Origin of the sequence: Hydrogenimonas thermophila (assembly GCF_900115615.1) — a bacterium.
In the GTDB taxonomy this organism is placed as follows: Bacteria; Campylobacterota; Campylobacteria; order Campylobacterales; family Hydrogenimonadaceae; genus Hydrogenimonas; species Hydrogenimonas thermophila.
In genome coordinates this window covers 15,423-33,011 of sequence record NZ_FOXB01000012.1, presented here as the reverse complement: position 1 = coordinate 33,011, position 17,589 = coordinate 15,423, and the positions used below count along the sequence as shown (strand labels likewise).

Sequence of the window (17,589 nt, the reverse complement as noted above, 5' to 3'; positions counted from 1 at the left end):
AGGTATTAAAAAAGGAGTTGCTAATGAGCATATTTGAAAAATTAACACACCAAATGACTGAAACAATTGAATCAGGTGTAAGTCTTGCACTACACAATAAAAACCCTGAAGTTGAACCAGCTCATCTTGTATGGGCACTATTAACAAACAGTGGAAGTGTTTTAAATCAAGCATTAAATCGTATGGGAGTAGATAAAGCTCCTATAGAGCTTGAAGCTAAAAGTGTAGCAGATAGATTACCAAAGGTTTCAACTGTTACAAAAGAAAATATTAAAATTTCTCGTGCATTGCAAGAGAGCCTACAGCAAGCTGAAGGTTTGATGGCAAAGCAAGGTGATCAATACTTAGCTGTTGATACCTGGTTGCTTGCAAATTTAGAGAATGCACAAATTAAAGATATACTTGGTAAGTATGTCGATATAATGGAGCTTAAAAAGACTTTTGAGGCTATTCGCGGCGGTAAGAAGATAGAGAGTCAAACAGCAGATGAGACACTTGAGGCTCTTGAAAAATATGGTATAGATCTAAATAAAAAAGCGATAGATGGAGAGTTAGATCCAGTCATAGGTCGTGATGAAGAGATTGAGCGGGTAATGCAGATTTTGATCCGTAAGACAAAAAACAATCCGATATTGCTTGGTGAGCCAGGTGTTGGTAAAACTGCTATTGTTGAAGGATTGGCACAGAGAATAGTAAATAAAGAGGTGCCGTTAAGCTTACAAAACAAGCGTGTTATAGCTCTTGATATGAGTGCATTGATAGCAGGTGCCAAATATCGCGGTGAGTTTGAAGATCGTTTAAAAGCAGTTATTGAAGAGGTTAAAAATAGCGGTGATATTATCCTCTTTATTGATGAAATCCATACTATAGTTGGAGCAGGTGCATCTGAAGGAAGTATGGATGCTGCAAATATGTTAAAACCTGCACTGGCACGAGGTGAGTTGCATACAATTGGTGCAACAACTCTTAAAGAGTATCGCAAATATTTTGAAAAAGATGCGGCACTTCAACGAAGATTCCAGCCAGTGCACGTAAATGAGCCTAACATTAATCAGGCTTTACAAATTTTAAGAGGATTGCGTGAGCGGCTAGAAGCTCACCATAATGTAACTATTTTAGATAGTGCATTGGTAGCAGCAGCAAAACTCTCTGCACGCTACATTACGGATCGTTATTTGCCTGATAAAGCTATTGACCTTATTGATGAGGCAGCTGCAGAGCTTAAAATGCAAATTGAGAGTGAGCCTACCGAGCTTGCACGTGTAAAACGTGAAATCAGCCGTCTACAGGTTGAAAAAGAGGCTCTAATGATGGAAGAGTCTAAAAAGAATGAAACACGTTTAGAAGAGATTGAAAAAGAACTTGCTGATCTTGAAGAGAAACGACGTAAGCTTGAAGCGCAATTTGAGACTGAGAAGAGTGTATTTAATGAAATTGCACAGATCAAAGTCGATATTGATAAACTGCGCAATGAAGCGGAGATGGCGAAACGAAATGGCGATTACAACAAAGCCGCTGAGATTGAGTATGGCAAGATCCCAGAGCTTGATCAAAAACTTAAACAACTCAATGAGCAGTGGGAAAGAATGCAAGAAGAGGGTACACTGCTTAAAAACAGTGTTGATGAAGAAGCTATCGCCAAAATTGTCAGCCGTTGGACTCAGATCCCTGTAACTAAGATGTTGCAGAGTGAAAAAGAGAAGATTTTACATGTTGAAGATGTTCTTGCACAAGATGTTGTAGGACAAGAGACTGCAATTAAAGCTGTTGCAAGAGCAATTAAGCGTAACAAAGCTGGTCTAAGCGAACAGAATAGACCAATTGGAAGTTTCCTATTCCTTGGTCCAACAGGTGTTGGTAAGACACAAACTGCCAAAACATTGGCGAAGTTCTTATTTGATACGGAAAAATCTTTGATCCGTATTGATATGAGCGAATATATGGAGAAACATGCGGTAAGTCGCCTTGTTGGTGCGCCTCCTGGATATGTTGGATACGAAGAGGGTGGACAGCTTACTGAAGCGGTACGTAGAAAACCTTATAGCGTAATTCTTTTCGATGAGATTGAAAAGGCGCATCCAGATGTCTTTAATGTCTTGTTGCAAGTGTTAGATGATGGAAGGTTAACTGACAATAAGGGTGTTACGGTAGATTTTAGAAATACCATTATCATCCTTACATCTAACATTGCAAGTGATAAGATTATGGAGTTTAAAGATCCAGAAGATCGAGAAAAAGCGGTTAAAGATGAGTTGAAGATGTACTTCAAGCCAGAATTCTTGAATAGGCTTGATGACATTGTTATCTTTAATCCACTTGATCAAGGTGCAATTACACAAATTGTGGATATTCTCTTTAGAAATATTCAAGATAAACTTAAAGAAAGAGACATCAAAGTTTCACTTAGCGATGCAGCAAAAGAACTCATTGCTAAGGCAGGTTTTGACCCAGTTTATGGCGCAAGACCACTTAAACGAGCACTTTATGAGCTTGTCGAAGACAAACTTGCTGAGCTTATTCTTGAAGACAAGGTCAAAGAGGGTGACAGTGTCATCTTCGATGCTGAAAATGATGAGATTATAGTACATATTAATAAATAGTACTTCTTAATTGACTTCACTATAACAAGCTGGAATTATTATATCCAGCTTGTTTCTTCAATAAATACTTAAAAAAAAAGCAGTTTGTACGATATTAATTTTACAAATTTTTCTATAAGTCTATATTCTTTAAGGTTTGTTCTTAGACTACTTATTAATTCCAATATTAATCTTATAACTTACTTTTAATTGCTACTATTGCAATAGCTGAATATTTAGGTAGTTGGAATGAAAAAAGCATTTACATTATTAGAATTAATATTTATAGTTATAGTTATTGGATTATTAGCTGCTGTAGGTATATCACATTTTATTAACTTAAAAGAGCGAACTGTAATTGAAAGTATGTCTTATACAGTTACAACAGGGCTTGATTTAGCAGTTCAAAATGCAATTAACTGGATGTATCTTGAAGGAAGTTCAACATTTAAACTTAATGATATTTTAATTATTAATGAAAAAGAGTTAGTCCCTGGATTAAAGTGGAACTATACAACCAATGGAGATTATAATAAAGATGGTACTTATTCATTAAGAGATGAAACATATGCAACTCCTCAAGTGGTATTGAGAATAACTTTAAATAAAAGTGAAAATGTAATAAAATATAGAATAAATTGCAAAAATATTAAAATATCAACACATGAAAAGTTAAGAGAAATGTGTATTGAGAAGTGGGGAGATGAAGATATTCAAGAAGAGGTAAATTTTTAATCTTTATCAAAAAGATCATTTAATGCATCTTCTATAGTTCTAAACTTAAACTCAAAACCAGCTTTTGGAAGTCTTAAAGGCGTTACATATTGCCCACCTGCAAATACTTCTGCAGCCTCACTGCCAAATCTCAGCTTCAAAAGAAACTTTGGTATTATAAAAAAAGTAGGTCTGTGCAGAGCTTTTCCCAATGCTTTGGTTAAGCCATAGTTTGTAGTTGGTGTAGGTGCCATAAGGTTAAATATTCCTTCTAAATCTTCATGTTCTATGATATAAAAATATGCTCTCATCTGATCGTCTATATGTACCCATGAAAATGGTTGTTTACCATTTCCAATAGTTCCTCCTAGTCCCAGCTTAAACATTGGCACCATTTGTTGCAATACGCCACCTCCATGCCCCATTACAATACCAAAACGAAATATTACGGTTCTTACTCCTAAACTTTTTGCCTCCAAAGCAGCTTTTTCCCAATCTTGTGCAAGACTACCTAAAAAATTATTGGCATAGACAGCACTCTCTTCATTATATTGTCCATCACCAGCATATATGCCTACTGCAGATGTAGAGATAAAAAGTTTTGGCTTTTTCTCCATTATTGCCATAGCATTTACTATTTTTTTTGCTGTATCAATACGACTTGAATATAGCTCTTTTTTATAAGATTCACTCCATCGTCTATTAATTGTCGCACCGGCTAAATGTATAACTACATCTGCTCCAATAAATTTTTTGCTAAACTCACTATCTGATAACTTAAAATCAGAACGTATCAAAGGAGTTATATTCCATTCTCTCTTTTCAAACTCTTTTGTTAAATGACTACCTACAAAACCGCTTGCACCGCTTATAACAACTTTCATTTTTTAACCTTTTAAATTTGGCTTTATAATTATCATAGTATCCTTTTAGTATTAAATAATATTAAATATTTTATTGGAGATTTTTATTTGAGTTGAGACTTCAGTTTGTGCAATAATAAATTATCACTATAAAATCTTCTAATCTATTATTAAGCGAAATTTAATTAAAATACCGGGCTTAAATCTAAAATAGAGGAAGGAAAGATAGATGAAACGAACCTATCAACCACATAACACTCCACGCAAACGTACACATGGTTTCAGAACAAGAATGAAGACAAAAAATGGACGTAAAATCATCAATGCACGCCGTGCAAAAGGTCGTAAGCGATTGGCGGTTTAATTCACTACAGCTCCCTTAAGCGTACAGCTGATTTTAATAGGGTATATAAATCTAACAAACGATGGCACGATAAGTCATTCGTGCTTTTTGCAGTACCTGATGGGAGAGAATGCAGCGTTGGCTTTGTTGCTAGTAAAAAGATTGGCAACGCCGTAAAAAGAGCTCGTGCTAAACGTAGACTACGGGCTCTTTTTTTAAAAATGATCCCGATGCTGAAAAATGGTAAATATGTTTTGGTTGCAAAACCACCTATACTTGATACACCATTCAACGAGCTTGAAAAAGCTTTTAGACGGGCTATTAAACGATTGGATATTGGGCAATGAGGCTATGAGATGATCAGAAAGATACTGTCGGAGTCTTTAAAGTTTTACCAGAAGTATTTAACACTTTTGGGGTTTGGAAGCTGCCGATACTATCCAACATGCTCAGAATATGCCAAGTGGCAAATTCAAACCAATCCAAACATCATCAAAGCACTTTTTTCTTCTTTACTTAGAATACTTCGTTGCAACCAATTTTTCGACGGTGGTATAGATTATCCAAAAATCTCATGTAAACATTTTAGTGCCATCCAAGTTTCAAATAGGGTTTCTAATATCAAATTTTGGTATGTACCTGAGTCTGATGGATGTAAAGTTATAAAAAATATTTATTAGAAAGGCTGATAGTGATAGATAACATGAATACACAAACGCGTGTTGTAATAGCAACCGTGCTTTCATTACTTGTTTTTATAGGGTATGATTACTTTTTTATGCCAAAACCAAAACATTTGGTTGATCAAAACAGAACAGTTCAAACAACTGTAAAAGATAGTAAAACTATATCGGAGACAACCTCTTCTGCAATTGAAAAAAGTGTTGCTCCAACACAAAAAAGTCAAACAGCAGATAAAAAGTTAACAAATGTAATAGCAACAGTTGAGACATCTAATGCTACTATAGAATTTGATGCTCTTGGTAGAATTTCTCAAGTATATCTAAAAGATAAGCAGTATCGTACTGAAGAGGGAAAAGAGCTTAAACTATTCAATTCTCCTAAAATTCCAAAACCTCTTGAGATAAGATTTAGTGATCCTAAACTCAATGAACTTGCATTTAAAACGCCTTATACTGTTTCTGTATCTAAACTGAATATTGGCAAAGATAAGCCTGAAGAGATTCTCTTTACACAAAATCTCAATGGTTTGATTGTTGAAAAGAGAGTAAAAATCTATCCAGATCATCACTATGATATAACAGTTAAGCTTAGTGATTCCAAGCCATACTTTATTTCACCAGGATATAGACCAGATTTAAGAATAGATAGTTATACAGTGCATGGCGTTATGGTAGAAGAGGCTGATGGAACTTTAACTATTATAGATGATGGAGATGCTAAAGGTACTGAAGCTTTCAGAAAAGCTCGTATAGCAGTTGCATTTGATCGTTACTATGCTACAGCTTTCTATGATTTTGAGAAAGGAATGGATGTTGTAATAAACAAAGATGCAGAAGATAATCCTATTCTTTTTATAAAAGAAGAGGGAAGTGAAACAACTTTACATGGTTATATAGGACCAAAAGAGTATAAAATTTTACAATCTATTCATCCTGAATTAACAAAAATCATTGAGTTTGGCTGGTTCACTTTTATAGCAGCTCCAATGTTTAAAGTTCTTATGTGGCTTCATAGTTTTATTCCTAACTGGGGATGGACAATTGTTGCATTGACTGTTCTTATTCGTATATTGCTTTATCCTTTGACGTACAAAGGCATGGTCTCTATGCATAAGCTTAAAGAGCTTGCTCCTAAAATTAAAGAGATTCAGCAGAAGTATAAAGGCGATCCGCAAAAGATGAATATGCATATGATGGAGCTTTATAAAAAACATAAAGCAAATCCTCTAGGCGGTTGTTTACCAATGCTTCTGCAAATACCTGTATTCTTTGCTATTTATCGAGTTCTTTTGAATGCAATAGAGCTTAAAGGTGCAGAATGGATACTTTGGATTCATGACCTTTCTGTAATGGATCCATACTATGTATTGCCAATTTTGATGGGTGCATCAATGTGGCTACATCAAATGGTAACACCAAACAACTTTACTGATCCTATGCAAGAGAAGATATTTAAGTGGCTTCCAGTCATATTTACTTTCTTCTTTGTTACTTTCCCTGCCGGACTTGTGTTATACTGGTTGACTAACAATATATTCTCTATTGCACAGCAACTTGTTATCAACAAGATGTTGGAAAAGCATAAAAAGGCTGAATAATGAAAAAGTTTGAAGCTTTAACACTGGAAGAAGCATACGCTGAAGCAGCAAAGGCGTTCTCCTGTTCAATAACTGAACTGGAGATTCAAATAATTCAAAATCCATCTAAAGGTTTTCTTGGAATTGGGCGCAAACCTGCCATTATAGTAGCCCAATGTACTAAAAAAGTTCAAGAAAAAAGCGAAGAAAAAGAAGAGCTAAAAGAAGAAGCACCTAAGCAAAAGGCAAAAACTGAATCGAGCACTGATGAGATAGAAAAGAGTGAAGAGAAGCAAGAAGAGTTACAGGTATCTCAAAAGATTGAAGAAGTTAAAGAGATTGAGAAGGTTGAAGAAGAAAAAATAGAAGATACTCTTCCTAGTACAGAAAAGCAGCCTGTAGAAGAAAAAGAGCAGGTTGAAGAAAAAGAGAGAAATTATCTGAAAAAAGAGAGTGAAATTTTTGATAACTTCTACACAGAATCCTTAGATATAAATACAGTAGTAAATATAGTTGAAGAAGAGATTAATAAACTATTCTCTTCTGCTTGTTTCAACCTTGAGCCGATTCGTGTAAGTGTATATGATGATGAAACAATTTTCATTGAGTTTAAAGGTGAAGATGCTGCACTTCTCATAGGTAAAGAGGGATACAGATATAAATCGCTAGCATATCTTATCTATAATTGGATCAACGGAAAATATGGCTACAAAGTACGCTTGGAAATTGCTGAATTTTTACAAAATCAAGAACTTATGATAGAAAATTATCTTCAGCCAATTATAGAGCGTGTTGAGATTGAAGGCAGAGCCCAAACAAAAGTTCTTGATGGTATTCTTGTTCAAATAGCACTCAAGCGTCTAAGAGAGATTTTCCCTAATAAATATGTAGCTGTACGCACAAACAGAGAAGGTGGTCGATACATTATTATCAATGAGTTTTTGGAGCGTCGATGAGTGATACTATAGCTGCCGTCGCCACCGCAAGCGGGGTGGGGTCGGTTGCTATTGTTCGTGTAAGTGGTGATAATGCTTTAGATATCGCTAAAAAAGTAACCAAAAGAGAAACTTTTTCTCCTAGATATGCCCACCTCTCTTCCCTTTACAATCAAAATGATGAACTTATAGATGAAGCGATTGTTATCTGGTTTAAAGCTCCCCATAGTTTTACTACTGAAGATGTAGTAGAGTTTCAATGTCATGGCGGCTCTATTGTTGCTGAAAAGATCCTAGAAACCGTACTTTTCTATGGTGCAAGGCTTGCAGAACCGGGCGAATTTACCCGTCGAGCGTTTTTGGGTGGTCGTATAGACTTAACAGAAGCAGAAGCGATAGCAAAACTGATAGAAGCAAAAAGTGATGAAACTGCCAAGATCTTAGCTAGACAGATGAAAGGTGAGCTTAGAGAGTTTGTAGATGATGTAAGAGAAAAGCTTCTTAGAGCTGTTGCATTTGCTGAAGTTACTATTGATTATGCTGAAGAAGATTTGCCTGATGATATAGTAAATAACATTCTTCATCAGCTTGAAGAGATAGAGCTTAAAATAGGGCAGATAGTTAGTTCTAGTGAACGCAGACGGGGTATGATAGAAGGCTTTAAAGTTTCAATTGTAGGCAAACCAAATGTTGGGAAAAGCTCTTTACTAAATGCAATGTTAGGTTATAAAAGAGCTATTGTAAGTGATATAGCCGGTACTACCAGAGATACTATTGAAGAACAGATAAGAGTTGGTTCACATCTGATTCGTATCATAGATACAGCAGGAATTAGAGACTCATCAGATACAATTGAAAAGATTGGTATAGAAAGATCTGTAGAGGCAATTGAACAGAGTGATATAGTTATTGCAATCTTTGATGTAAGTAGGACTTGGGATGAAGAAGATGAGCAAATACTATCTCTACTTGAGAAATCAGGCAATAATAAAGAGATAATAGTTGCATTAAACAAAATAGATCTTCCTAAAAAATTAGATACAAAAAAGTTAGAACAATTTAATCCATTGCAATTAAGCCAAGACAATAAAGCTGAACAGATTTTTTCTGAATTGGAAAAGAGACTTTCAAAAATGGCACAAGGAGATGAACTGCTCTTAATCTCAGCAAGACAAATAGAAGCTGTAAAACGAGCTAGAAGTGCAATATCTCAAGCAAAAGAGCCACTTTTAATGGGTGAATTGGAGATATTTACATTCCATCTAAATGATGCAATCTCTGCTATCAGTTCTATATCAAAACCAGTCGACTTTAATGATATTATGGATAAAATGTTTGGCGAATTTTGCTTAGGAAAGTAAGGATAATATATGTGTGGTATTGTTGGATATATTGGAAAAAGAGAGATCAAAAGTCAACTAATAGAAGGTTTAAGAGAGTTAGAGTATCGCGGATATGACTCTGCAGGAATTGCTGTAATGCAGAGTGGAAAGATAGACTCTTTTAAAGCTGTTGGCAAACTTACAAATTTAGATAATAAGACAAAAAACTTTTTAACTGATGGTTTAGGTGTTGGAATCGGTCATACAAGATGGGCAACGCATGGAAAACCTACCGAACTGAATGCCCATCCTCATATGGGTGATTACAGTTATGTAGTTCATAACGGTATTATTGAAAATTATCGTGAAATAAAATCTGAACTGGAAAATTGTGGTGTAAATTTTTTAAGCCAGACAGATACAGAGGTAATTGTTCACCTTTTTGAAAAAGAGTATGAGCACTATAAAGATACTTTTGCTGCTTTTAAAGCAACAATTGAGAGACTAGAAGGTGCTTATGCAGTTTTACTTATAACCCAAAAAACTCCTGATACTATCTATTTTGCCCGTAAAGGTTCGCCGATGATTATCGGTAAGAACAGTGAGAATGAAGTCTTTTTTGCCTCATCAGATGCACCTTTGATTGGCGAAGCTAAAGAGGTTGCATATATGGAGGATGGTACAATTGGGTATGCAACACCAGATTCCATATATACTGAACCTCATACTCTACAGTTCGTTCCACTTTCAGGAGATAAACTAACAGCTCAAAAGGGTGGGTATCGCTTCTTCATGGAAAAAGAGATTTATGAGCAGTATGAAGTGATGAGCGATACAATGATAGGGCGTGTATTAGATAATGAGATCTCTTTTGAAGAGATAGATGAAAACTTCTTAGATGGTATCTCACGCATAAAACTTTGTGCTTGTGGTACAAGTTATCACGCTGCATTGGTTTCTAGTTACCTTTTTGAAAGATTATCAAAACTGCCTGTACAAGTGGAGATAGCCAGTGAGTTTCGCTATAAAGAACCACTGCTGACAAAAGATACGCTATTTATAGTTATTAGTCAAAGTGGTGAGACTGCCGATACTCTTGAAGCTCTTAAAATGGCAAAACATGCCGGATTAAAGACATTGGCTATTTGTAATGTTGACAACTCATCTATTGTACGCTTAGCAGATACCACAATCTTAACTAGAGCTGGAATAGAAAAAGGGGTTGCAAGCACAAAAGCTTTTGCTACGCAAGTTATGGTTTTATGGATGTTGTCTCTCTATTTTGGAAAGAGATGCGGTGTTTTAGAAGATAGTCAAATAAACAAAGAGCTTGATGCTATTGGGCATGTTCCTACTGTTTTAAAAAATGCTCTTGATATACATGAAAAGTGTAAACGTCTCTCTAAACGTTACTTGCATGGGCACGGCTTCTTTTTTATTGGGCGTGATATATTCTATCCTTTAGCACTTGAAGGGGCTTTAAAACTAAAAGAGATTAGTTATCTTCACGCAGAAGGCTATCCTGCCGGAGAGATGAAACATGGACCTATTGCTTTGGCTGATGCTGAACTTTTTACAATAGCTTTGATGCCAAAAACTCTGCTTTACGATAAAACAAAAAGTAATGTAGAGGAGTTAAGTGCAAGAGACTCTACAATATTGGCAATCTCACCAGAAATTTTTGATCTTGCAGATGATTTTATCTTAACTCATAATCATAACCATCCAATGCTTGAGTTTTTTGAAATGATGGTAGTTGAACAGTTGCTTGCTATGGAGATAGCTATTCGTTTAGGAAATGATGTTGATATGCCTAGAAACTTGGCTAAAAGTGTAACGGTAGAGTAAAGTAGAAGAGAGAGTGGCTTAAAAAGCCACTCTTTTGAAGTTAATTACAGAGGTGTAACGTTTTCTGCCTGTGGGCCTTTTTCACCTTGACCAATTGAGAAACTTACTCTTTGACCTTCATCTAATGAAACACGTCCATAACCTGGGTTGTTAATTTGTCTGAAATGTACGAATACATCTTTACTTCCATCTTCAGGTTGGATGAATCCATAACCTTTTTCACTATTGAACCATTTAACTGTTCCATTGATAATATCTGCCATTGCGATACCTTTGTTGTTTAAATTTGAAAAGTGTTTTGAAGCTATCTTGCGGGTTAAAAACTCTAATTCGAAGGGTCGAGGTAGAACGGTCACACACAAAGACGAGAATCTAAATCATCTTTCTTGCTGGAAGTATAGCTGAAAAGTTTTATAAAAGCAAGTTTTTTCTATATTTTTATTTTTTTATCGCAGCCATAGAAGCCATCAGCGCCTTTTGACCATTCTGTTTTATAACATTAGACTCTTTATATTCTATAATATGAAGTGAGCCAAAAACCTTTAACAGTTCATTTTTTCTTAGTAAAAAGTCAGGGTTTTTTGGTGCACACTCATTCTCTTCATCAAATACAAATGTTTCAAAGAGAATAATTCCATTATCTTTTATGTGGTTAATCATAAAATCGTAAAGATTTCTGTTTAGATAGTTAAAACATAAAATAGCATCATAACTCTTTTCTAAACTACATCCATTCTCTAAATCCATCTCAATGGCATTAACCCCTATTATTTTTCTTAAAGATTCTATTGCAACATCACTATACTCTATAGCATCAACCTTACAACCATTTTCTGCTAAAATACGAGAATGTCTTCCCAATCCTGCTGCAATATCTAATACATCTTTTCCTTTGATACGATCAATGTATCTTAGTAGTAGATCACTTGGATTTTGAGGTGGTGGCAGAGTTTTATATCTTTCATTCCATCTATATTTGTCTTCAATCATTTCATGCCTTTGTAACCAACTTTTAAAGCAACTTTGTTTAGTATATCACATCAACAAATGGGGGAAAGCGTGACACTTACAATTCAAAATGAAACAATAGATCTTGACAATGTCAGTCAGCTATATCCAGCTGCCATTATAAAATATGCAGATGGTACTGTAACACCAATCTCGCTGGAGTGGTTTGACAAAATGGCTAACCAAGATGTAAATCTTTTACATTATGCCATATGCATACACTACAAAGAAGAGGCTAAGCCCCCTTCATTTTTTACTTATGAAAATCGCAAAAAGTTAGAAGAGGGCATAGCAGATATTGCTAAACAGATTGATTCGTAAAATTAATTTATGAGAGTCTATTTTTAAAATCTTCATAACTAAACTCTCTTACAATTTTAAGTTCATTCTCTTTAGTCCAAATGGCAATAGATGGATGTTGTACCCCATTAAATGTGGTCGTTTTGACCATTGTATAGTGGATCTGATCTTCAAAGACAATCTTATCACCCACTTTAAGCGGTTTATCGAAACTGTAATCACCCATAATATCACCTGCAAGACAGGTATTACCACCAAGACGATAGGTATAAGACTTTTCACCAGCTTCACCCGCTCCACGCACTTCAGCTCTATAAGGCATCGCTAAGGTATCTGGCATATGTGCTTCAGCTGACACATCAAGTATTGCAATATCCATCCCATTATAAATAATATCAAGCACTGAAGCTACCAATGGTCCTGTTTGCCATCCAACAGCTTCTCCTGGCTCTAAATAGACGGTAATGTTGTTGTAACGAGCTTTAAAATCACGGATCACTTCAATCAAACGATCAACATCATAATCTTTACGGGTAATGTGATGACCGCCCCCAAAGTTGATCCACTTCATCTTAGAAATAAATTTGCCAAACTTCTCTTCGAATGCTTTCAGAACCCCTTCAAGGGCATCGACGTTTTGCTCGCAGAGTGCATGAAAGTGCAGTCCATCTAGCTCTTCTAAAATTTCAGGATCAAAATTGGCAATGGTTGTGCCAAGTCGGCTATAAAGACCACAAGGGTTGTAAAGGTCAACAGGTGCCGATGAAAACTCCGGATTGACCCGAAGACCGCAAGAAATTGATGGATTGACCGCTTTTGACTTTTTTAAAAAACGTCGTATCTGTTCAGGAGAGTTAAAGACAATATGATCACTGAGTCTTGCAATCTCTTCAATCTCTTCCTCTTTAAAGACTGGAGAGTAGGTATGTACCTCTTTGTTCATCTCCTCACGACCTAGCTTTGCTTCATGCAGACCGCTGGCACTTGTACCGCAAAGATATTTGCCAACCAGATCAAAGGTACTCCACATAGCAAAGCCCTTGAGAGCAAGCAAAATCTTTGCACCACTCTCTTTTTGAACACGGTCGAGGATCTTAAGGTTTCTCTCCAGAAGCTCCTCTTCACAAACGTAACAAGGGGTTGGAACTTTGCTAAAGTCTATCACTTTTCAGGATCCATTTCAATGACATTCCAAGGCAATCCCTGGCGATTAAGCTCTTCCATAAACGGATCAGGGTCCATCTGCTCCATATTAATTGTACCTGCTTTCATCCATTTGCCTTCACACATCAATTTTGCACCAATCATGGCAGGTACACCTGTTGTATAGCTAACACACTGTGCGCAAACCTCTTTATATGCCTCTTGATGGTCACAGACATTGTAAATATAGATTTTACGCTTTTTACCATCTTTAATACCTTCACAAACAACACCGATGTTGGTTTTTCCTTTAGTGCGTGGTCCAAGGCTTGCAGGATCAGGCAAAAGTGCTTTAACAACATGTAAAGGAATCACTTTACATCCATCTACTTCAATAGGATCAATTCGTGTAAGACCAATGTTATCAAGCACTTTAAGATGGGTTAGATAACTTTCACCAAAGGTCATAAAGAAGCGGATACGTTTTAGACCTTTAATGTTTTTAACAAGTGACTCCTCCTCTTCATGGTAAAGAAGATAACTATCTTTTGGGCCAATTTCTGGGTAGTCCCAAACCATTTTTATTTCCATTGGCTCAGTTTCGATCCACTTGCCATTTTCCCAGTATCGTCCTTTTGAGTTAACTTCACGGATATTTATTTCTGGGTTAAAGTTAGTTGCAAACGGATAGCCATGATCACCTGCGTTACAGTCTAAAATATCGATAGTATGAATCTCATCAAAGTAGTGCTTTTGCGCATAGGCACAAAAGACATTGGTAACACCTGGATCAAACCCACTACCAAGAAGTGCCATCAAACCGTTTGCTTTAAAGTCAGGGTCTTTTGCCCACTGCTCTTTATACTCAAATTTTGCTGTATCTGGATGCTCATAGTTGGCTGTATCAAGATAGTGAACATTTGTCTTTAAACAAGCATCCATAATAGTCAAGTCTTGATATGGCAAAGCAACATTGATAACAACATATGGTTTAACCTCTTCGATCAACTTAACAAGCTCTTCAACATTGTCAGCATCAACCTGTGCTACATCGATTGACTTATTCTGTTTCTCTTTTATTTCATCACGAATTGCTTCACATTTAGATAGCGTACGGCTAGCCAATGTAATATGTTCAAAAATTTCACTGTTTTGCGCACACTTATGCGCTACAACTCGTCCGACACCGCCAGCACCGATAATTAATACTCTATTCATGACATCTCAACCTTTAGTGTGAAATAAATGTAATTATACTCAAAATCCAAGAGTTAAACTCTACTAAATAGTGAGTTTGGCATAATTCTTAATAATTTTAACTACTAAGGGTAGATTTATTAATGAAAAAAGCAATCATATTAATGAATATGGGCGGAGCTTCAAACTACGATGAGATAGAAATTTTTATGAAAAACATGTTTAACGATCATCGTATTATTGGTGCACCGCCGTTTGTACGTAAAAATCTTGCAAACTACATTACTAAAACTCGTTTGCCTGAAGTAAAAGAGAATTATGAAAAGATAGGGGGAGGTTCACCTCTTCTTAGCATTACAAAAAGTTTTCAAAAAAAACTTCAAGAGCGAATAGGTGATGCAAAGGTTGAGATTATTATGCGATATACTCCTCCTTTTGCAAAAGATGTTTTAAAAAGATTGAAAGAGGAAGGGATTAAAAAATTATACTTGATTCCTATGTATCCGCAATTTTCAACTACAACTACAGCATCATCAATAGAGGATATACGTGCTGCTGCAAAGGATATTGGTTATCATCCTACAATTGTGAGTCATTTGCATTATTATGATTTTGAGCCTTACCTTGAAAGTGTTGAAGAACGCATTATTGAAGGAATTGGTAATGAAGATCCTAAGTCATTAAACCTTATCTTTTCTGCTCATGGATTGCCTGTTCGTGTTATAAAAAAAGGTGATCCTTATCAAAAACAGGTAGAAGCAGAGGTGGCTTTGCATGTAGAGAGGCTAAAGCAGCAGGGAGTAGAGTTTAATCAGGTTCATTTGGCATATCAATCTAAGGTTGGTCCTCTAAAATGGCTTACACCATCTTTAGAAATGGTTCTTGAAGAGATAAAAAACAAAAAGGCTTTGATTTACCCAATAGCCTTTACTATAGATAATTCAGAAACACTCTTTGAACTTGATATAGAGTATCGTGAAGTAGCCCAAAAGCTTGGCTTTAAAACCTATAAGGTATGTCGTTGTCCAAATGACTCGGATAGTTTTGTCCGAGCAGTTGAAGCTTTATATCGTCAAATGAAGTAGTTAAGTGTCACTTAAGAGGCTACTGTCTCTAAGTGGCTTGTTGCTATTTGCTTAAGTGATTTACAAAGAACTTTGCGCTTTTGTTCAAGTACAGGAAGCTCATTTATCTCATCTTCCTTTTCATGATAAAGCTCAATTCCTTTTTCAATCATTTCCGTAAGCAGTTCATCTGAAATTTCATCAGGTGTCATTTGCATATCATCTAACAGGCATTTCATAACACCTATACCTACTATTTTAGTATATGGATGGTTGCGAATCAAATGTCTTAGGCGTGGGTATTTTGTGCCTATGATTTTGATTACTCTTCCATTGAGTTCATGTATCATCTTTTCCTCCTTTCTTGATTTATTTATTTTATGCTATATAATCAATATTACGATTCAATTACGTAACAGATTACTTAAGCAAGCGGTTCATCGCGGGAACTTATATTTTATCTAAAAAAATTTAATATATCAAGAATCAGATTTTTTGCTAAAATACCAACAAATATTTCTAATAGGATTGCAATGAGAGAAACAAAATATTATTCATTTACAAATATGTTTATTTTACTTTTTTTGGTGACAGCATATAGAATATATATGTTAACACAGGCTAGCTCTGTTATTGATCTGTATGCTGATGAAGCATACTATTGGGGATGGTCAAGGCATTTTGATTTTGGTTACTACTCCAAACCTCCTATGGTAGCTTGGCTTATTATGCTGAGTACTTCAATTTGCGGTGATGGATTTGTATGTATTAAAATAGCCTCTCCTATTGTTTATATGTTAACTACAATAAACATATATTTTCTTGCAAAAGAGCTTTTTGATGAAAAGGTTGCATTTTATAGTGCAATAGCTTTTGTTATGTTGCCGGCTGTCTGGCTCTCTTCGCTCATTATCTCTACAGATGTACCGTTTTTGTTTTTTTGGTCTTTAGGAATGCTCTTTTTCATTAAAGCACTTAAAAGTGATAGCTGGAGAGATTGGCTTATTATCGCCATTGCAGGAGGAGGTGGTCTTCTTAGCAAGTATACAATGATCATTTTTGTTGTCTCTGCTTTTGCATATCTTATTACATCTAAAACTTATCGCTATCATCTTAAAAATCCAAAACTTTATGTAACAATGGTACTGGCAGCACTTATATATTTGCCAAATCTTTACTGGAACTATACTCATGAATTTGTCAGTTTTAAACATACAGAAGATAATGCACATTTAGAAGGAGAGTTGTTTCATCCTGGACGAATGTTTGAGTTTTTAGGAGCACAGTTTGGTGTTTTTGGTCCAATTCTTTTTGGCTGGTTACTTATACTGCTACTTCGCTTTAAATCACTAAAAAAAGATAATAACCTATATCTACTTTGGTGGTTTATAGTTCCATTTTTTATGTTGATACTTACTATAAGTCTGCTTTCTCGTGCTCATGCTAACTGGTCGGCTCCAATGTATGTAGCTTCTACTGTTTTAGTTGTTGCGTGGCTTGTTATGCATAATAAAAGAGGTTGGCTTTACACTGCAATTGGAGTCAACATATTTTTAGGAGTACTCTTTTACCACTATCATGACATAACAAAAGCATTAGGAATAGAGTTAACAAGAAAAACTGATCCATATAAAAGAGTGTTAGGCTGGAAAGAGTTGGGCAAAGAAGTTGAAAGCATAATAAAGAATTACCCTGATGCAAAGCTTCTTAGTGACGATCGTAAAACAATGGCAGAGTTAATTTATTACATTCATCCTCACCCTTTTGATGCAGTTAAATGGAATCCTAAAGGTACTTTGCTTGACCATTATGAGCTTACTACGGATTTAAAAGAGCATATTGGTGAAAATTTTATTTTTGTAACAAATCGTGAAAATATATCTGATGTAGCATCTTCTTTTAAGAAGGTTGAAAAGATTAAGACAATTGTTATACCTCTATATAAAGATTATAAAATGATCTATTATGTATACTATCTTAAAGATTTTAATGGCTATAAAGAAGGAGAATAGA

Annotated in this window: 18 protein-coding genes; 12 read left to right on the top strand and 6 right to left on the bottom strand. The window is 35.5% G+C overall.

What is annotated here, in order from left to right; genetic code table 11:
- The first annotated feature begins 23 nt into the window (after nucleotides 1–23).
- Both BM227_RS05595 and BM227_RS05590 read left to right on the top strand, forming a co-directional pair.
- Nucleotides 24–2,600 carry an ATP-dependent Clp protease ATP-binding subunit gene (locus BM227_RS05595; protein WP_092911994.1) on the top strand — a complete coding sequence of 859 codons (2,577 nt, stop codon included), beginning with the start codon at nucleotides 24–26 and terminating at the stop codon, nucleotides 2,598–2,600.
- A gap of 228 nt (nucleotides 2,601–2,828) precedes the next feature.
- Nucleotides 2,829–3,314 carry a pilus assembly FimT family protein gene (locus BM227_RS05590; RefSeq protein ID WP_092911993.1) on the top strand — a complete coding sequence of 162 codons (486 nt, stop codon included), beginning with the start codon at nucleotides 2,829–2,831 and terminating at the stop codon, nucleotides 3,312–3,314.
- Here the strand turns inward: BM227_RS05590 and BM227_RS05585 are convergent.
- Entirely contained in the window at nucleotides 3,311–4,177 is an 867-nt protein-coding gene (locus BM227_RS05585; protein ID WP_092911991.1) for a TIGR01777 family oxidoreductase, read from the bottom strand. The genes BM227_RS05590 and BM227_RS05585 overlap by 4 nt on opposite strands.
- Nucleotides 4,178–4,385: 208 nt before the next feature.
- On the opposite strand from BM227_RS05585, the gene rpmH reads away from it, so the two are divergent.
- Genes rpmH through glmS form a run of 7 tightly spaced genes read left to right on the top strand, consistent with a single transcriptional unit; the run spans nucleotide 4,386 to nucleotide 10,864 of the window.
- Nucleotides 4,386–4,520, top strand: a complete 135-nt coding sequence (rpmH, locus tag BM227_RS05580) for a 50S ribosomal protein L34 (protein ID WP_092911990.1) — start codon at nucleotides 4,386–4,388, stop codon at nucleotides 4,518–4,520.
- Nucleotides 4,508–4,846 carry a ribonuclease P protein component gene (gene rnpA / locus BM227_RS05575; protein ID WP_342707887.1) on the top strand — a complete coding sequence of 113 codons (339 nt, stop codon included), beginning with the start codon at nucleotides 4,508–4,510 and terminating at the stop codon, nucleotides 4,844–4,846. The genes rpmH and rnpA overlap by 13 nt, the downstream gene beginning before the upstream one ends.
- A 12-nt stretch (nucleotides 4,847–4,858) precedes the next feature.
- Nucleotides 4,859–5,179: a membrane protein insertion efficiency factor YidD gene (gene yidD / locus BM227_RS05570; RefSeq protein ID WP_425431713.1), complete on the top strand. Its 321-nt coding sequence runs from the start codon at nucleotides 4,859–4,861 to the stop codon at nucleotides 5,177–5,179.
- 23 nt (nucleotides 5,180–5,202) lie between these two features.
- Nucleotides 5,203–6,780, top strand: coding sequence for a membrane protein insertase YidC (gene yidC / locus BM227_RS05565; protein WP_092912042.1), 1,578 nt, complete (start codon nucleotides 5,203–5,205; stop codon nucleotides 6,778–6,780).
- A complete protein-coding gene (locus BM227_RS05560; RefSeq protein WP_092911985.1) occupies nucleotides 6,780–7,715 on the top strand; it encodes a Jag N-terminal domain-containing protein in 936 nt (311 codons plus the stop codon). Before yidC ends, BM227_RS05560 begins: the two co-directional genes overlap by 1 nt.
- Complete coding sequence (gene mnmE / locus BM227_RS05555) at nucleotides 7,712–9,055, top strand: tRNA uridine-5-carboxymethylaminomethyl(34) synthesis GTPase MnmE (protein ID WP_092911983.1); 1,344 nt, start codon at nucleotides 7,712–7,714, stop codon at nucleotides 9,053–9,055. The genes BM227_RS05560 and mnmE overlap by 4 nt, the downstream gene beginning before the upstream one ends.
- A gap of 9 nt (nucleotides 9,056–9,064) precedes the next feature.
- On the top strand, nucleotides 9,065–10,864 hold the full coding sequence (gene glmS / locus BM227_RS05550; protein WP_092911981.1) for a glutamine--fructose-6-phosphate transaminase (isomerizing): 1,800 nt from the start codon (nucleotides 9,065–9,067) through the stop codon (nucleotides 10,862–10,864).
- A gap of 44 nt (nucleotides 10,865–10,908) precedes the next feature.
- On the opposite strand, the gene BM227_RS05545 is transcribed toward glmS, so the two are convergent.
- Nucleotides 10,909–11,127 carry a cold-shock protein gene (locus BM227_RS05545; protein ID WP_092911979.1) on the bottom strand — a complete coding sequence of 73 codons (219 nt, stop codon included), beginning with the start codon at nucleotides 11,125–11,127 and terminating at the stop codon, nucleotides 10,909–10,911.
- A 175-nt stretch (nucleotides 11,128–11,302) separates the two neighbouring features.
- Nucleotides 11,303–11,854, bottom strand: coding sequence for a class I SAM-dependent methyltransferase (locus tag BM227_RS05540; protein WP_092911978.1), 552 nt, complete (start codon nucleotides 11,852–11,854; stop codon nucleotides 11,303–11,305).
- Between the two features lie 69 nt (nucleotides 11,855–11,923).
- Between BM227_RS05540 and BM227_RS05535 the strand changes: the two genes are divergently transcribed.
- Nucleotides 11,924–12,193, top strand: coding sequence for a hypothetical protein (locus tag BM227_RS05535; protein ID WP_092911976.1), 270 nt, complete (start codon nucleotides 11,924–11,926; stop codon nucleotides 12,191–12,193).
- Nucleotides 12,194–12,200: 7 nt separating this feature from the next.
- Here BM227_RS05535 and nspC read toward each other — a convergent pair whose 3' ends face one another.
- Both nspC and BM227_RS05525 read right to left on the bottom strand, forming a co-directional pair.
- A complete protein-coding gene (gene nspC, locus BM227_RS05530) occupies nucleotides 12,201–13,337 on the bottom strand; it encodes a carboxynorspermidine decarboxylase (RefSeq protein ID WP_092911974.1) in 1,137 nt (378 codons plus the stop codon).
- Nucleotides 13,334–14,533: a saccharopine dehydrogenase family protein gene (locus BM227_RS05525; protein ID WP_092911972.1), complete on the bottom strand. Its 1,200-nt coding sequence runs from the start codon at nucleotides 14,531–14,533 to the stop codon at nucleotides 13,334–13,336. The genes nspC and BM227_RS05525 overlap by 4 nt, the downstream gene beginning before the upstream one ends.
- A 122-nt stretch (nucleotides 14,534–14,655) precedes the next feature.
- Here BM227_RS05525 and hemH point away from each other — a divergent pair, with 122 nt between their 5' ends.
- Nucleotides 14,656–15,597, top strand: coding sequence for a ferrochelatase (gene hemH, locus BM227_RS05520; RefSeq protein ID WP_092911970.1), 942 nt, complete (start codon nucleotides 14,656–14,658; stop codon nucleotides 15,595–15,597).
- Nucleotides 15,598–15,608: 11 nt separating this feature from the next.
- On the opposite strand, the gene BM227_RS05515 is transcribed toward hemH, so the two are convergent.
- Nucleotides 15,609–15,926: a hypothetical protein gene (locus BM227_RS05515; RefSeq protein ID WP_092911969.1), complete on the bottom strand. Its 318-nt coding sequence runs from the start codon at nucleotides 15,924–15,926 to the stop codon at nucleotides 15,609–15,611.
- A gap of 183 nt (nucleotides 15,927–16,109) precedes the next feature.
- On the opposite strand from BM227_RS05515, the gene BM227_RS05510 reads away from it, so the two are divergent.
- Nucleotides 16,110–17,588, top strand: a complete 1,479-nt coding sequence (locus BM227_RS05510) for an ArnT family glycosyltransferase (RefSeq protein ID WP_092911967.1) — start codon at nucleotides 16,110–16,112, stop codon at nucleotides 17,586–17,588.
- The last annotated feature ends 1 nt before the right edge of the window (nucleotide 17,589 follow it).

What these genes read in the sequence shown, in the direction of transcription:
- BM227_RS05560 (WP_092911985.1), top strand. Translation starts at nt 6,780, where the DNA reads ATGAAAAAGTTTGAAGCTTTAACACTGGAAGAAGCATACGCTGAAGCA.
- BM227_RS05525 (WP_092911972.1), bottom strand. Translation starts at nt 14,533, where the DNA reads ATGAATAGAGTATTAATTATCGGTGCTGGCGGTGTCGGACGAGTTGTA.
- BM227_RS05595 (WP_092911994.1), top strand. Translation starts at nt 24, where the DNA reads ATGAGCATATTTGAAAAATTAACACACCAAATGACTGAAACAATTGAA.
- hemH (WP_092911970.1), top strand. Translation starts at nt 14,656, where the DNA reads ATGAAAAAAGCAATCATATTAATGAATATGGGCGGAGCTTCAAACTAC.
- BM227_RS05510 (WP_092911967.1), top strand. Translation starts at nt 16,110, where the DNA reads ATGAGAGAAACAAAATATTATTCATTTACAAATATGTTTATTTTACTT.
- yidC (WP_092912042.1), top strand. Translation starts at nt 5,203, where the DNA reads ATGAATACACAAACGCGTGTTGTAATAGCAACCGTGCTTTCATTACTT.
- mnmE (WP_092911983.1), top strand. Translation starts at nt 7,712, where the DNA reads ATGAGTGATACTATAGCTGCCGTCGCCACCGCAAGCGGGGTGGGGTCG.
- BM227_RS05515 (WP_092911969.1), bottom strand. Translation starts at nt 15,926, where the DNA reads ATGATACATGAACTCAATGGAAGAGTAATCAAAATCATAGGCACAAAA.
- BM227_RS05545 (WP_092911979.1), bottom strand. Translation starts at nt 11,127, where the DNA reads ATGGCAGATATTATCAATGGAACAGTTAAATGGTTCAATAGTGAAAAA.
- BM227_RS05585 (WP_092911991.1), bottom strand. Translation starts at nt 4,177, where the DNA reads ATGAAAGTTGTTATAAGCGGTGCAAGCGGTTTTGTAGGTAGTCATTTA.
- rpmH (WP_092911990.1), top strand. Translation starts at nt 4,386, where the DNA reads ATGAAACGAACCTATCAACCACATAACACTCCACGCAAACGTACACAT.
- BM227_RS05590 (WP_092911993.1), top strand. Translation starts at nt 2,829, where the DNA reads ATGAAAAAAGCATTTACATTATTAGAATTAATATTTATAGTTATAGTT.
- glmS (WP_092911981.1), top strand. Translation starts at nt 9,065, where the DNA reads ATGTGTGGTATTGTTGGATATATTGGAAAAAGAGAGATCAAAAGTCAA.
- BM227_RS05540 (WP_092911978.1), bottom strand. Translation starts at nt 11,854, where the DNA reads ATGATTGAAGACAAATATAGATGGAATGAAAGATATAAAACTCTGCCA.